The sequence below is a fragment of the Parapedobacter defluvii genome, from assembly GCF_014642075.1.
In the GTDB taxonomy this organism is placed as follows: domain Bacteria; phylum Bacteroidota; class Bacteroidia; order Sphingobacteriales; family Sphingobacteriaceae; genus Parapedobacter; species Parapedobacter defluvii.
Genome location: NZ_BMIK01000014.1, coordinates 42,139 through 57,295 on the forward strand (window position 1 = coordinate 42,139; position 15,157 = coordinate 57,295).

Below are 15,157 nucleotides of genomic sequence, written 5' to 3' on the forward strand. Positions count from 1 at the left end.
AAGTAGATGCACTCCTCAAAGATAGTACAATTCGGAGAAATATCTAATGTCTTATAGCTCAATACCTCAGGAGGTACATGATTGCAAACAGCCAGCGTGGTTACAGCAGTCCCATCTTGCCACCGAATCGATAGCTCAACCCGATCTCATGGGTGTTGTTGCTGATGCTTCGGTTCAGTGCTTCATTGTGTGTACCGAACTGATAGCCGTAACCCAGCCCGAAGCCACCGAAGTAAAATTGTGCCATGCCTGCCAGCTCGCCGTAGCTTCGCATGTTGATCCCGATACCGAATACCCGCTTGACGAAAAACATCGCCGAGGCCTCCGCCTGCGGACGCAGACTCTCTGCGTAGGTCACCAGCACCGATGGTCGGAACTGGAAATCCGTGCCTAAGTTGAACAGTGCTCCTGCCGTCAGATGGTATAGGTTGCGGAAGTTGTAGCGGCTGTCGGAGTCCACCCCCAGGCTACCCAGCATCAGCCGTGGCAGCGACAAGCCTACGTAATACCGCTCCGGGCGGTAGAGCATCACCCCGAAACCTACCAGTGCATCCGTCTCTTTCACATCTTCCCGGAATGCCGGATCCTGCGGATCCAACTGCGAAAACCGTCCATCCATGTAGCTGAAGCCTGCGTTGAGCGATAGCCCCAGGTACTCTGTCTCCGATATCCGCACACTCTTGGCAAAGAAGGCGCTTGCTTCCGTCAGTTTTTCCACCGCCATGCTTTCATGCCGCAGGTTTATCCCCGCTGTAGCACCCATACGCTCCAAACCGAAGTGGCCGCTCGCCCAGTATACCGAAGGTGCTCCGTCAAGGCCAACCCATTGCCTGCGTCCAATGACCGACACCTCACCGTCCATATGCATAAGGCTTGCTGCCGGATTTAATACCGATCGTAACTGCCCATGCTGGGTGTGTGTGAGGGGCTGCTGAGCCTGAAGCCCCGTACCCGTCATTACTGCAGCTATTGCTATTAAAAAATCCCGTCTCATACGTCCGTTATTTACTGGTTGCTATTTGCTCTTTAATCTCCAATGTCTCAAATCTTACATCTCACCTAATACCTCAACACAAACCACCCTTTTTCGTACCTCCACTCTCCGTTCACCCGGATTTCAGCTGTGTAGAAGTACGTTCCCGCCGGTAACCGCTGTTGTCCGGTGCCGATGCCCCGGAACGCCACTGTACCATTGTTATAACCCGAAGCTTCATATACCACCGTGCCGTTGCGATTAAAGATGCGCACCCGATTCTCGGGGTAGTCTTTGATGGCTTCGATGATGAGGTACTCATTGATGCCATCGCCATTGGGTGAAACCGCTTTGTGTATCCGTATCGGTAGCTCCAGCTTCGGATCGATAACCCGCACTGTCACCGTAATCGGATCGGCCGCTTCGTAATTGGCATCGCCCTCCTGCGCGGCTGTGATGCGCACCGTGCCGAGGCGCAGGACGTTAAGCACCGTGCCATTCAGCACAGCTACTTCGGGGTCGTCTAGTGTAAGCGTAACCGGCAACCCGCTGCTAGCCGACAGATCCAGTGAGATGCTGCCCGCATCGCGGTTGACTTCGGAGGGGGCATTGAAGGTGATGGCCTGCGTGGCTTTGCGGACAGTGAGTACCCGCGCAGCTTCGGGCCGGTTGCTATAATTGGCATTTTCCGGAACCGTGGCTGTGAGAATGGTTTCGCCCGCACCTGTGATACGGACTAATCCCCCGGAAGTAATTTCCGCTACGGATGGGTTGCTACTGGTATAGCTCACTGCTTCTCCGCTGCTGGTCGTAGCCCCTGCATCGAAATCTGGATCCCCGTAGCTTTTCCCCGGTAATGGCGGGAAGACTAATGTTTGCTCAGCCGGTGTAACCGTCAAATCCGCCGTCAGTACCAGCGTTTCATAATTGTCCCACCTGAGGGTGGCCATCACCTCCTGTGTGCCTGCATCCGTACGACTATTGTTGGCATATTCTACTACCAAGCCGTCAGGCAATGTACCCTTAATGGCCAATGATTTGGCTGTGCCATCGTACACAAAGCTGCCGTCTTCAAGCGTGATGCCCGTGATCGTAGCTTGTGTGATCGTCAAATCCGCCGTCAGTACCAGCGTCTCATATTTGTCCCCGCTGAGGGTGGCCGTCACCTCTTGTGTGCCTGCATCCGTACGACTGTTGTTGGCGTATTCTACGACCAAGCCGTCAAGCAATGTACCCTTAATGGCCAATGATTTGGCTGTGCCATCATACACAAAGCTGCCGTCTTCAAGCGTGATGCCCGTGATCGTGGCTTGTGTGATCGTCAAATCCGCCGTCAATACCAGCGTTTCGTAGTTGTCCCCCCTGAGGGTGGCCGTCACCTCTTGTGTGCCCACATCCGTACGGCTGTTGTTGGCGTATTCCACCACAACGCCGTCCGGCAATGTACCGGTAACCGCCAACGACCTGGCTGTTCCGTCGTACACAAAACTGTCGTCCTCAAACGTGATACCTGTGATACGTTCATTATAGGTCACGCTTAACGTATTGGAAGCTAAGTTTCCATTATTGGCGACATTGACACCCGCATTGGCAGGCACTGAAAGCTGTACAACCCCACCTATTGAGGGTGTCACCAGCGCCGTATAACTCATATTGTCAGTGGTTTGCAGCTCGCTGACCCCTGCGTTGGTCGCATCAATATCGTTTAGTGTGAAGCCGGTCACGACCTCACTGAATGTCACTGTTACCGTAAATGGTGCATTAACCGGTGTTACGGCTTCCATCGACAGCGTAACCGTTGGTCTCACCGAATACACGAAGATATCATCGGTCGGTGCGATGCCATTCAACGTCAGGCTGACGTCGTTACCTGCAGCATCTCGTATTGTCCCGCCGTTCAATACTAGGTCACCACCCACTGCAATGCCGTCCAAATCCTGATCATCCGCTTGCACCGAATAGGAGAACGCAAGTGCATCGGTGCCAGCATTACTCATATAAGCTGCCTGCTTGGTAGCCGTGCCGATGGTCACCGCTAGGTACGGCACCCCGTCATCGGTATTCACTACCACGTCATCATCCATATACACAGTAAACGTAAGCACATCTCCCTCCCGGTAATAGCCGTTGGTCGGTACATCAACAGCTGTCACCACCGGTGCAGTGCCATCGTAGGTAAGGCTGAGCGTATTGGAAGCGGTGTTACCATTGTTGCCCACATTCTGTGCCACGTCTGCGGGCACATGAATACTCAGTGCACCATCGGCCGTAGGTGTCACGAGTGCGGTGTAGGTAATATGATCAGCGGTCTGCAGGTTGCTGGCTGCTGCATTACTTGCCGTTATATCTCCCACGGTAAAGCCGGTTACCGGTTCATTGAACGTAACAACCAGCGTAAACGGCGCATTCACGGGCGATGTGGCTTCAGTTGAGAGCGCAACGCTCGGATGCACGGCGTATACCTGAATATCATCGGTCAGACCGATATTGTTGAGTCCCGACGATGCATCGTTGCCCGCCGCATCACGGATGGTGCCGCCATCCCGCACGAGACTGCCACTGACTTCAATGCCATCCAAATCCGCATCCCCAGCCTGTACCACATATCGGAAAGCCAATGCATTGCTGCCCGATCCACCCACATAAGCGGCCTGTACGGTGGTCGCGCCGATGATCACTTCCAGGTGGGGCGTACCCCCCGTTTCATCGACCGTAACACTTTCGTTGAAATGCACCGTGAAATCCAGCGGATCGTTTTCCACATGATATCCATTGGCCGGCACGGTTACCGAAGTGACCGCAGGCGCTATCCCATCGATCACGATGTCGTGTTGCCCGGCTATCGAATGGGTACTACCCACGGTTGGCAACTCAAGTACCGCATCGTTGCTCGAAGCATTTTGTATGGTAGCGCCGTTCAGCAGCAGCGCGGCCGTAGATACATAATCGAGGTCGGTGCTCACATCGCCTGCCTGTACCGTATAGCTAAACGTCAGCACGTTGTTGCCCGAGCCCGATGCGTAGATCGCCTCGCGGTCTGCATCCCCTGTTTCCAATAGCAGGCTTGGCGAGCCGCCCGTTTCATCCACGGTTACCATCTGGTCGAATGTTACCGTTACGTGAATGACCTCATTGATTTTATAGGTGCCGTCGGAACTTGTGGAACCTACGGCAATCACCACCGGGTTAACTGGGTTTACGGTAATACCAATCAGATCGGTATCGGTTTTCGGTCCGTCTGATCCGGTTAACCCAAGGTCATCCGTGGTGATCTGTAGACTGGCCGGTCCATTGTATCCACTTATCGGGACGAACGCCAGTCCATTCAATGCCTGATTAACGTCAGCAAGGGTACCATCGAAAGTCAGGGTACCGTCGCCCGTTCCGCTTCCGGCAAGGAAATTTAACCCCGCAGTACCCGACAGCGTGAGCAGCCCGTTCGTAGCCGTTAATGAGACCCGTATCACACCGCCGCCGGCATCGACGTCGGAAACCGATATGGCATTGCCGTTACCCGTGCTAAATACCAATGTCTCATTTTGGTCGATCGTTTGGCTAACGGGGACGGCGTTCACCGGCGCGTCGTTCAGGGCGGTCACGGTTATCGTCGCCGTTGTAGTCGCCGCTTCCGAATCATCCGTACCCGAATTTCCAGGGTCGATTCCCGTGTTGCCGCCGTCGTCGATATGCACCGTGAGCATTACATCATCCGTCTCATCCAACGCGGCGGTGAAACTTATGTTGCCCGCCGCGACAAATGCGTTAAGGTCCGCGATTGCACCAACCAATGTCAACATTCCTGTTTCCGACCCGCTGGCGGTCACCCCTCCGCCCGATGTGGCGGAAAGCGTGCCGCTGGCCACCGAAAAAGTTGCTGTTACATCGGCACTACCTGTGTCGACATCCGCGAAACTAATGCCGGTGAGTGGGGTCTGTATATCTTCATTTGCGGCGATGGTGGCAGGAGCGGTGATGGTCGGGGCGTCGTTGACCGCCTCAATCGTGAGGTATACCCATGCCGTGTCACACCGTGAGGGCATTCCGTTGTCGCATACCTGGTATTCAAAGCTATCCGGTCCGTTATAGTTAGTATTGGGGGAGTAGGTGAAGCTCCCGTCTGCATTCAATACGATCGTTCCGTTAACGGGCGCGACGGTCAGGGAAGCCGTCAATGCGTTTCCTTCCGGATCCGAGTCATTGGTCAATACATTACCCGTTGCGGGCGTGTCCTCAGTTACGGTTACTTCGTCATCTACCGCTATCGGTGCCGTGTTCACGGCCACGACATTGATATTTTTTGTCGCTGGGTTGCTGTCGTCTGTTCCGTCGTTTACCACGAAGCTAACTGTACGCAGGGCCATATTTGGATTTTGCGAACTGTTGCTATAGGTTACCGCACGCAAGGCCGCCTGCCATTCCGCCAACGTAGCCGTGCTGCCTGCCGAAGTGAGCGTGAGTATGCCTGTGCCGGCATCATAGCTGTCCATGATATTGTCCATCGTGCTACCGTCATTTACAAACGCGAGTCCATCTTCGCCCGCCTGGAAATTACCGGTGATGCTTATTGTAGCCGATACCAGTGTGGTGTTGTCTGGGTCAACCACCGTCAGCCCCGGATCGACCGTCACCGGTACGGGATCGCCGTCCTCCGGCTCGGTAAAGGTCACCGCACCGCCACTCGTGGTCACCACCGGCGGATCATTTACGGTTGTAAGGTTGACCGTGAGGTCGTTGGGCGAGCTTGTTGCGCCGTCTCCATCGTTCAGTGTAATACGGATGGTGCGTGGATCCGGTGAGGGATCCGTCGTATTGCTATTGCTATAGGTCAGGTTTCGGATCAAGTCCTGTGCAGCGACAGCGGTCGCCGGCGGAAGGAACGTCACGATGAGGTCAGCCCCTCCCGCGCCTCCGCTCAGCAAACCAATAGGGATTCCACCGTAATACACGTCACCGCCCGCCACACCAATCTGACCTGCAGCCATCCCCTCATTTCGGATGGCCAGTGCGTCCTCTCCCGCCACGCCATTCGTGATTATGGATACCGTAAGGTTACCCCCATTGAAATCAGGGCTATCGTGATCGCTGACCGTGGCATTCCCGCCTACGTCGAGCAGAACCGCCGGACCATTCTCTGTAAAGGTGACCGCATCCCCATGTAAATTCGTGATGATCGGTGCGTTGTTGACCGCGGTAATCGTTACGATCTTGGTGGCACCCGCGCTATTGTTCGTTCCGTCGTTAACCCTGAACGTAGTGGTCCTGGTGGCTGTACTCGGCGTCGTAGACGTATTGCTATAGGTGACGGTACGCAGGACAGCCTGCCATTCTGGTAGCGTTGCGGTACCGCCCGGCGAAGTGAGTGTCAGTACACCGGCACCGGCATCATAGCTGCCGGCAATGTCCATCTCACTGCTATTTTCAAAAGCAAGTATATCTTCTCCAGACTGTAGCTGACCGGTAATGGTCACCGTTGCCCAAGCAAGGGTCGTATTGTCCGGATCAGTTACCGTCAATGCCGCATCGAGCGTCACCGGTACCGGGGGGCCATCAACCGACTCCACAAAATCTGCCGGGCCACTGCTGGTCATAATCACGGGGGGATAATTGGCCGCCTTGGTCACATGGTCCGTGACCGGAGCTCCCTCGTTGCCCGACGCGTCGGTGAGCGTAACACTCAGCGTGAGCGTGCCATTCGCCAAACCAGACACATTAATGTTAGAAACCGTTTGGGTTGCGGCCGTAAGGGGTCCGCCACTGCCCGTCACCGCCGTTCCGCCGCCACTACTCGTAATGGTATAGTCAAAGGTGGCCCCCACTTCCGCTCCGCTAAAGGTAAAACTCATGGCCGTCTGGTTGAACACCGTAATGGTTGTCTGGTCAATGGACACCGCATAACCCGATGGCATCTCCGTATCAATCGCGATGGTCAATTGCGTTGCGGCAAAATTGCTATTCCCCGCCGCATCGGCAAACATACCGGCATTGACATCAATCGTGGCCGTGACGGTAGCATTAGTCCAAGGGGTAAAGGTCGCCGAATAACTGGTGCCGCTGCCCAAAAAGTCCGAAAGCGTACCCCCTGTGACGGTAATATCCTCCTCCTCAAAATCGTCACTGGCTTCATTGAGGGTAAAGGTCAGGGTAGCCGTTTCTCCGGCTTTCAGACTGGCCTTGTCGCTGCTGATGGTAACCATTGGTCCTAAGTCATCCACGACTATAATCGTGAAAGGTTTATCATATGTCCCGCCTGCGTTGTCGGTCGTATGGATACGTACGTTGTAGGTGCCAGCCACGAGTGCGGCAGCGTTATTGGCACGCAACGCGTTGCCACTGATATTAAAACTTGTATTGTCTTCACCACCCACACCTGACATCAATGTATAGGTAAATGTATTGCCCGCATCGGGATCGGTAGTGGTAAGTGTACCCACCTCTGCGTTAATGCCTGCGCTTTGGTTTACGGACGCGTTGCTAAGGGCAATATCGGTAGGCGGATTGTTTGGTGGGGCGATGTCCACGATTGGCTCAGGAGCGGAGGTAATTGGATTTGTGATATCTTCCGCATCGCTTCCATCCCAATTGGCAATATCGGTGATACGGGCTAGCCAGGTATCTCGATCGGCGGTCGTGGTTGGTCCGGTGTATTGCACATTGTCTTCCTGGTTGGTAGCGGTGCGTAAGCCGATGGCGTTAACGCCATTGGTAAGTGCATTTTGGCTACCGACGCCGTTGGGGAGGTAAGAATCCCTTAATGCAACAAAAGTGACGGGAACTTCATAATTATTATTCCAATTCGTGGCATCCAATGGGCCAGCGGAATTATTCAACCCAAAAATGAAAAAAGGATTGGTATCTGCACCTTGATAAATGAAAATCTGGTCGCCCGCATTATTAATGTAATCTATGCCAGTATTGGTAAAGCCTGAAACATCAATATCGTCTGACAAGTCGGTCGGCGAAGCGGAGAGATTGGTTAGTGTGATGCTGGTATTCGGCGAAGCAAAATGAATGCTTAATACTGTGCCTGCCGATATTGGACTGGACAATGTCCATATGATCGTACCGTCGCCTGTCACAGCTGTGGTAAACTCATTTACTGAGTTATCGTTATCTCTATTCCATCCCCTATCCGTGATTTTAATCTCCGTACCAGCGGGGATATCCACTAAGGTTGTAATAGTTACCTCATTGGCAAGCGCATTCCATCCGATGACCGCCAAATCGCCCGGATTGAGCGTCTGCGCCTTTATACTAGTAAAACATAGCAGTAAAGAAACTGAAAAAAGAACGGTTAATTTTTTCAGGAATTGTAGCTGTCTATTCATAACAACGTGTATAAATGGGTGATTTGGTGTATCGGGTTATCTTTTAGGAAATGTGCAACCCTGGCGTATCTGTCTGTTGACCAAGTTAACTGTATTCGTATGTTACCTTAATTTCTTGCAGGAAATACCCCATACATGCAGATGATGTAATACATTGCCAACGAGGGCTGCATATTGGGATGCGGTGAAGTAGATCCGGCCGGACCCACAGTCACCGAGGGCGGCGGTACCACCACATCCGTCACCGTTATCGCCCCTGCATTCATGGCAACGGGCGTTCCTGAAGCCGCATAGGGTGTAGCGCCAGCTCCATTATCCTCGCCTATGAAATTTCCACCGGGGTTATCCTGTCCACCGGGGCTATTGACACCGTACAATGTGCCGGTCGCTGTGACCGTGCCCACCTGGGCGGTCGCTGCATGACTATGTATGGGCATCTGTGGTGTAAGCAGCGTTACATTCTCCGTACCGATACGTTCACCGATGGGATAATCACCAAGGCCGGGGCCCTGTCCAACGCCCAACGCCGTTCTTCCCCGCAGGTCGGGGAGCGCAAATGTAGTCGTCCCATTTCCCCCATACTGGACACCCAAAATCGAAAAAAGCGCTGTATTGCTCGAAATTGGCAGCAGTTGCCCTTCACAGGAGGCCCAGTTTTTGGGTGCGAAATTAGCTGCGAAAATGCGGATTTCTCCTATTGTTCCTTCCATAATTCTTGACTTATTAAGATTATCAACTCAGTTTCTTGATGGGAATATGCCCTCCAAACAGATAATATAATTCATCGCAAGGATGGGCTGGATGTTTTCGTGTGGCATGTTTCCTCCGTTCGTCGAAAGCATCACCGCTGGCGGCGAGACATTGATGTTCGCCACAACGGAGCCAACATGCATCGCAACGGGGGCACCTGCCGTGGCATAGGAAGTTGCGCCGGCGCCATTGTCCTGTCCCAAGTAATTTCCGCCGGGTGTCGATTGTCCACCGGCATTGTTTATCCCATTGAGCGTGGCCCTCGCCGAACCCGGGCTCGAGGCTTGCTGGACGGTAGCCGCGTGGGAATGCGCGGGCATCTGGTTGACGGTTAACGTGACCGTTTCCTGGCCGACTTGGTTCCCCAGCGCGTAATCGGGCAATCCTGGCCCTTGGCCGGTTCCGATCGGGATACGGCTTCTCAAGTCAGGTAACTTAAAGGTCGTGACGCCATCTCCTCCGTAAATAGTACCTACGATGGCATATAATGCATTGTTAGATGCGATAGATAGGGTTTGCCCCTGGCAAAATGCCCAACTGAGCGGAGCGAAATTCCCGGCAAAAATCCGGATTTCTCCAATAGTTCCTTCCATGACGATGTTTTTTTTGGTTATAATCAGTCCCTTGACGGGAATATGCCTGTTACGCAAATGATGTAATTTAAGGCGAGGGATGGTTGCATATTGCTATGCGCCTGGTTCCCCCCATTCGTTTCAATTGATACCGTAGTTACGGCTTGCACGTTCGTAATCGTTGCAGAGCCAGCATGCATGGCAACGGGTGTTCCGGATGATGCGTAAGCGGTGGCTCCAGCCCCATTATCTTCCGCGAGGTAATTGCCTCCAGGTGTTGCACTCCCCCCACCTGCATTTACCCCATACAGGGTAGCCGAACCACTTGCAGCACCTGCCACGACCTGCGCCACATGTGTGTGCGCTGGAAGTTGGTTGAGTGTCAACGTCTCGGTGGGGGCGCCTACGACCTCTCCTATGCTACGTGGGCTTAAGCCAGGTCCAGCTCCCTGCCCAATCACGGTTCGTCCCCGTAGATCGGGTAAACTGAACGTAGTCACCCCATTTCCACCATAGGTCGTACCCAACAATGCAAAGAGCGCTTGATTGGTCGATATGGACAATGTTTGTCCCGCGCAAAACGCCCATGATCGGGGGGCAAAGTCGCCTGAGAACAGGCGGATTTCTGCCATTGTTCCTTCCATAATTCAATTGGTTTTTTATGTTAACATTTTAATCAGTTATAAATCGCTCACCCGGTTTAACCCCCATGCTGAAGAGCTTACCCCCTGAAAAATAACCCTCAGGGAGATGCACGACATTCACCTTTAGGAATTTCTTATCGTTACACGCTACGATTAAACCGTATACCGCATCCGCATACACGATAGTGCCCGGGATGGGTATGTTGCCCATTTCCATTTTTCCTATGTCTGCCGGAGCTACCTCCAACAACCTGATTTCCCTTCCCCTCAATAATGTACAAGCACCGCCATATTTTGGGTTTGCTGCATTGATCAACCACTCGATTTCTTCCGCAGATTGTTTCTCCCAATTGATGGATAAATCGGTTATTCCAGGCTTCTTTATAAAGCGGGGTGTTATGGTTTGCTGGCTTCTTTCAATCAATTTGCCCGACATCATTTGTTCGATAAACGGCCGTACCATATTAGCAGCTATCAATCCCATGCGCTGGCAATGCATACCATAGGTTTCGCCCGGAATCATGGGGTACTTCTCCTGCCAAACAATAGGCCCCTGGTCAATCATCGATGTCATCCGATGCACAGCAAGTCCGCTCCGTTCCTCCCTATTCCGAAGTTGCCAGAATACCGGATCTGCGCCTTGATAAGTCGGTAGCTCGCCGAAATGGAAATTGAAAAATCCCTTTGGCGGCATTTCCAGAATAGCCACGGGAATCTTCCAGGGAAACCCAAACACGAATACCATTGTTGGATTTAGCGTAGCTATCCAATTTTTCAGCGCCCGTTTCCGCGTATCGGCAGGAATCAACGTAATGTTATTTTCCATTAGGCCTATTTGGAGCAAGGGGCCAACCAAATAGTCTTTATTCTTTTCAGGTATTCCCACACCAGACAACCACCCCTTTTCTTGCAATTGATGGAGGGCTGGGACGACTAACGAATCCGTATTACAAAGCACTGCGATGTTCATTACTATACACCTAGATAAGGGTTTCCCCAACCTGAAGTAGGTCCCTCCATGCTTTTCATAAGTTCGTCATCGGTGATATCCACTGTTTCCAGAGCGCTTTGAACAGCCATATGAATGGTGTGGCCATCTCCGCTATACGTGTTTTTAACAAGGTATACGTAATTGGCCCTACCTGGCTGTGACGAATCGATCTGCAACGCACCCCTTATCGAATAGGCCCGGGCCTCGCTTATGGCCTCTTTCAAACTTCTGCTACCTTTATTCCTCAGCGCCTCGGCCAATACCGAGCCTGTTGCCGAACCTAACTCGTTGAATGGGCTATTCGTATTCAATTCGCCAATGATGGGTTGCACATTTTCCATATCCAGCGTGGTAGTCACTGCCGTATATACGGTTATCTCCTGCGCTCGTCCGTCAAAAGGTTGTAACAGGAAAGGTAAAGCCAGCAAGGGTATTTGTTTATAATATCCGGAATGGACATATTCCTGCAGAAATTCAGATGCTTCTCCTCCACAAAATGCACCGAAGATAAAATCAGGTCGAAATTCAGCGATATGTTTAAATACATCCTTGGGGTTAGCCGTTTTATTGTCATGCTGAAGTTGAGCAATCGAAAAAGACATGACCGATTGGCTATCGGCTGCCTCCATGCCTAATTTGAGCATATTTGAGAAAGAATACCCTGCATCGTATATGCTGGCGACAAACATGCCGCGTTTACCAAAGGTGTGAACCGCCCAGTAACCCAAGGACCAGATCTGTTGCCAAGAATGGATGGAATTTATAAACGTATAGGGATTGAAACGGTGGGGATTAGGCACATGTTCCCCGATGTTATTAAGTAAGAACGGGATATGGTGCTTTTCAAACTTTTCAGCGATTTCCATCGCTACTTGATTAGACAACACACCCGTTACCGCGTCAACCCGATGATAGCCAATGAGCTTGTTAATGGCTTCTTCCACTGCCATCTTGCTCCCTTGCCCGATGAATTCCGGAATCAATTCGATAGCGAAGTCATTTTCTGCCAATTTTTCCTGTAACTCATGTTTCAGTGCCCGCTCAAAATCTTTTCCCATGGGTAAAATGGTTGAAGAGGGTAACAGTACGCCTATTGTGATTGTATTCATACTACTCGCGGAACCGATATGGCGGGCATGATGTTCGCCGGACAAATCACCGACAGACAAGCTATGAATGGGTAGATGTATATTCATTTTAGCTAATTGGTGGACACTTCATACCCGCCAGTTTGCAACGGGTGTTTAGTGGCCATTAACAAAAAATGCAAACGCTTATAGTAGACATTATCGTTGCTTTGGTTGTACAAAAATAAGTCGCTGATGTCGTAAACGCCCTATACTAAAGTATAGGATTTAATAAATAATTAGTTTTTTTACTAATTAAACAATTAAATAGGTAATTGATTATCAAATAATTAATACAAACCTATACCAAAGTATAGTTTTTTCTATCCCTTAATTTCTGACCAATGGCCCAATCCATCGAAAAAATCCTATTTTTGCCGCTTATAAATTTAAACACCGACTATTGCTACCATGAAAAGGGCCATCTACCTCCTTTTTCTTATTTGGCTGCTTACTTCAGCATTTTTGCCAGGCCCTTATGTCTATGCCCAAGCCGGTGACTTCCCTGCCGCCCAGATTGAACAGTTGTTTTTCACGCCCATGCAAAGCAACGAGAACCTTTCGGTTGCTGAAGATAACCAAGGAAACAACTGGATACGGGGGTATATCCCTGCGGATTTATTGGGTGTACCGATCATTTTCCAAATTCCATCGGCGCGGGTACACGACTATGACCTCTACTTGCGTCAAGACGGCGAATGGAAGCGCATGCTCCGGAATACCGATAGCCGCTCGGGGCATTTCAAAAGCAGGTTTCCGCAATATACACTGATACCGAGTGATTCCTTATACTATCTATCATTCGGAGCGCATCCGCCGCAGACCCTGCAGGTGCAGCTCGGGGAGCGCAATCAGTTCTCGAGTAACGAATCCTTCGACCTGTTCCGTATCGGATTGTATTACGGCCTTGCACTGATGTCAGTCATTTTTAACCTGGTCTTTTTCCTGATCTTTAAGGACAGGCGATTTATCACCTATTGCATCCTCCTACTGACTACGTTCCTCTCTTTTTTTTATGAGGATGGTATGTTTCATTATTTCTCCGATGGGCGCTTGGTAATAGACCATCTAATTGTATTTAACAGTGCCGTGTCATCCATTATTTCCGTGCCATTCACCTATTATTTTCTTGATCTAAGCATCCCCTTCAAACGTTTCGGAAAATGGTTTTTGGGAATATCTGCGCTGTTATTGGCCAGTAGTCTAGTCTATGCGATTACAGACAGCTACGCCGCCCAGATCTTCACCTATTCCTTATGCTTCCTATTTCCGGTCTGTTGCCTCTACCTGGCCCTCCGGCGGTTCCGACACGATGTTTACGCCCGTTTCTTGGTGCTGTCATTCAGTTTCGTGGTCATTATCGGACTGCTGTATGTCCTATATACCCGGATCGATTCATCTACTTATTCACCCTTTGGCATCAGTACATTCCGGCTGGTAAGTGCCATTGAGATCATTGCCATCAGCTTTGCCATCATCTTCAAAGCCAAGAGCTTGCAACATGAGAATGACCGATACCGTGAGGAGTTAAACAACTATCTAAAAACCTTGGAAATCAAAGAAGTCGAAGAACGTTACCGAAAAAATGGCGCCGCCCACGCAGAGACTCAATCCGACACGAAAGAAAAACTAGTAGATGCATTGAAAGCCCAGTACGAGCTCACCGATCGGGAAATTGAAGTTTTGCTTTGCATTTGGGACGGGTTAACCAATAAAGAGATTGCTGAGCAACTTTTCGTCACTTTGAGTACAACGAAATATCACGTTAGCAATCTCTATCTGAAACTGGACGTCAAAAACAGGAATCAGGCACAGGTACTTCAAAAATCATTGAAAGCATGACCGTGCTTCACTTCCCCCTTTATAATAACCCCGTTGCTCCACCAAATCGATATTGCAGTCCGATCTCATGGGTCGTGTTGCTGATCCGCCGGTTCAGCGGTTCGTTGCCCGGATTGAACTGGTAGCTGTAACCCAGCCCGAAGCCGCCGAACTTAAACTGTGCCATCCCGGCAATCTCCCCGTAGCTTCGCACGTTTGTCCCGATTCCGAAAACTTCCTTGATGAACACCAACGCAGATACCTCCGCCTGCGGACGCAGGTTCTCTGCATAGGTCACCAGCAGCGACGGCCGGAACCGGAAGTCTGTGCCCAGCGGAAACAGCGCCCCGGCCGTCAGGTGGTATAGGTTACGGAAGCTATACCGGCTGTCCGAGTCTACGCCCAGACTACCTAGCATCAATCGCGGAAGTGAAAGCCCCACGTAGTATCGTTCCGGTCGGTAAAGCATTACCCCAAAGCCCACCAATGCATCCGTCTCCCGCACGTCCTCGCGGAATGCCGGATCCTGCGGATCCAGCTGCGAAAAACGGCCGTCAAGGTAGCTCATCCCAGCATTCAGCGACATACCCACATATTCACTTTCCGAGATACGGACACTTTTGGCAAAGAATGCCGATGCCTCCGTCAGCTTCTCCAACGCCAGGCTCTCGTGCCGGACACTGATCCCTGCCGTGGCACCGAAATTCCGGAACCCCACGTGGCCGCTTCCCCAAAACACTTCGGGTGCTCCTTCCATGCCGACCCACTGACGGCGGCCAATCACACTCACCTCACCGCCGGGGTGAAGCAGGCTTGCAGCGGGATTGATTACCGTGCACAGTTCCCCGTACTGTGTATGCGTCAGGGCCTGCTGGCCATATGCAGCTGCCGATGCACACCATACCGCCACTACCGTTGTGATTAGATTCCGTTTCATATAAACCTTCTGTTGTC

9 protein-coding genes are annotated in these 15,157 nt (G+C 51.5%); 1 reads left to right on the plus strand and 8 read right to left on the minus strand.

Annotation, left to right across the window (positions count from 1 at the left end; all coding sequences use genetic code 11):
- Positions 1–100: 100 nt before the first annotated feature.
- The 7 genes from IEX60_RS17440 to IEX60_RS17470 all read right to left on the minus strand — a co-directional run bounded on the left by IEX60_RS17440 (position 101) and on the right by IEX60_RS17470 (position 12,364).
- Positions 101–994, minus strand: a complete 894-nt coding sequence (locus IEX60_RS17440) for a PorP/SprF family type IX secretion system membrane protein (RefSeq protein ID WP_188752692.1) — start codon at positions 992–994, stop codon at positions 101–103.
- 65 nt (positions 995–1,059) lie between these two features.
- Entirely contained in the window at positions 1,060–8,298 is a 7,239-nt protein-coding gene (locus tag IEX60_RS17445) for an Ig-like domain-containing protein (RefSeq protein WP_188752693.1), read from the minus strand.
- Between the two features lie 107 nt (positions 8,299–8,405).
- Positions 8,406–9,008 (minus strand): phage tail protein, encoded by a 603-nt coding sequence (locus IEX60_RS17450; RefSeq protein WP_188752694.1) that lies wholly within the window; start codon positions 9,006–9,008, stop codon positions 8,406–8,408.
- 27 nt (positions 9,009–9,035) lie between these two features.
- On the minus strand, positions 9,036–9,641 hold the full coding sequence (locus IEX60_RS17455; RefSeq protein WP_188752695.1) for a phage tail protein: 606 nt from the start codon (positions 9,639–9,641) through the stop codon (positions 9,036–9,038).
- A gap of 23 nt (positions 9,642–9,664) precedes the next feature.
- On the minus strand, positions 9,665–10,264 hold the full coding sequence (locus tag IEX60_RS17460) for a phage tail protein (protein WP_188752696.1): 600 nt from the start codon (positions 10,262–10,264) through the stop codon (positions 9,665–9,667).
- Positions 10,265–10,292: 28 nt separating this feature from the next.
- Positions 10,293–11,090 (minus strand): methionyl-tRNA formyltransferase, encoded by a 798-nt coding sequence (locus IEX60_RS17465; RefSeq protein WP_188752697.1) that lies wholly within the window; start codon positions 11,088–11,090, stop codon positions 10,293–10,295.
- Between the two features lie 146 nt (positions 11,091–11,236).
- Entirely contained in the window at positions 11,237–12,364 is a 1,128-nt protein-coding gene (locus IEX60_RS17470) for an ABC transporter substrate-binding protein (RefSeq protein ID WP_188752698.1), read from the minus strand.
- A gap of 429 nt (positions 12,365–12,793) precedes the next feature.
- On the opposite strand from IEX60_RS17470, the gene IEX60_RS17475 reads away from it, so the two are divergent.
- Complete coding sequence (locus IEX60_RS17475) at positions 12,794–14,224, plus strand: LuxR C-terminal-related transcriptional regulator (protein WP_188752699.1); 1,431 nt, start codon at positions 12,794–12,796, stop codon at positions 14,222–14,224.
- Positions 14,225–14,243: 19 nt separating this feature from the next.
- Here IEX60_RS17475 and IEX60_RS17480 read toward each other — a convergent pair whose 3' ends face one another.
- Positions 14,244–15,140 carry a PorP/SprF family type IX secretion system membrane protein gene (locus IEX60_RS17480; RefSeq protein ID WP_188752700.1) on the minus strand — a complete coding sequence of 299 codons (897 nt, stop codon included), beginning with the start codon at positions 15,138–15,140 and terminating at the stop codon, positions 14,244–14,246.
- Between the last annotated feature and the right edge of the window lie 17 nt (positions 15,141–15,157).

Excerpts from the sequence above, each read along its gene's own strand:
- IEX60_RS17440 (WP_188752692.1), bottom strand. The coding sequence starts at position 994 with ATGAGACGGGATTTTTTAATAGCAATAGCTGCAGTAATGACGGGTACG.
- IEX60_RS17445 (WP_188752693.1), bottom strand. The coding sequence starts at position 8,298 with ATGAATAGACAGCTACAATTCCTGAAAAAATTAACCGTTCTTTTTTCA.
- IEX60_RS17450 (WP_188752694.1), bottom strand. The coding sequence starts at position 9,008 with ATGGAAGGAACAATAGGAGAAATCCGCATTTTCGCAGCTAATTTCGCA.
- IEX60_RS17455 (WP_188752695.1), bottom strand. The coding sequence starts at position 9,641 with ATGGAAGGAACTATTGGAGAAATCCGGATTTTTGCCGGGAATTTCGCT.
- IEX60_RS17460 (WP_188752696.1), bottom strand. The coding sequence starts at position 10,264 with ATGGAAGGAACAATGGCAGAAATCCGCCTGTTCTCAGGCGACTTTGCC.
- IEX60_RS17465 (WP_188752697.1), bottom strand. The coding sequence starts at position 11,090 with ATGGAAAATAACATTACGTTGATTCCTGCCGATACGCGGAAACGGGCG.
- IEX60_RS17470 (WP_188752698.1), bottom strand. The coding sequence starts at position 12,364 with ATGAATACAATCACAATAGGCGTACTGTTACCCTCTTCAACCATTTTA.
- IEX60_RS17475 (WP_188752699.1), top strand. The coding sequence starts at position 12,794 with ATGAAAAGGGCCATCTACCTCCTTTTTCTTATTTGGCTGCTTACTTCA.
- IEX60_RS17480 (WP_188752700.1), bottom strand. The coding sequence starts at position 15,140 with ATGAAACGGAATCTAATCACAACGGTAGTGGCGGTATGGTGTGCATCG.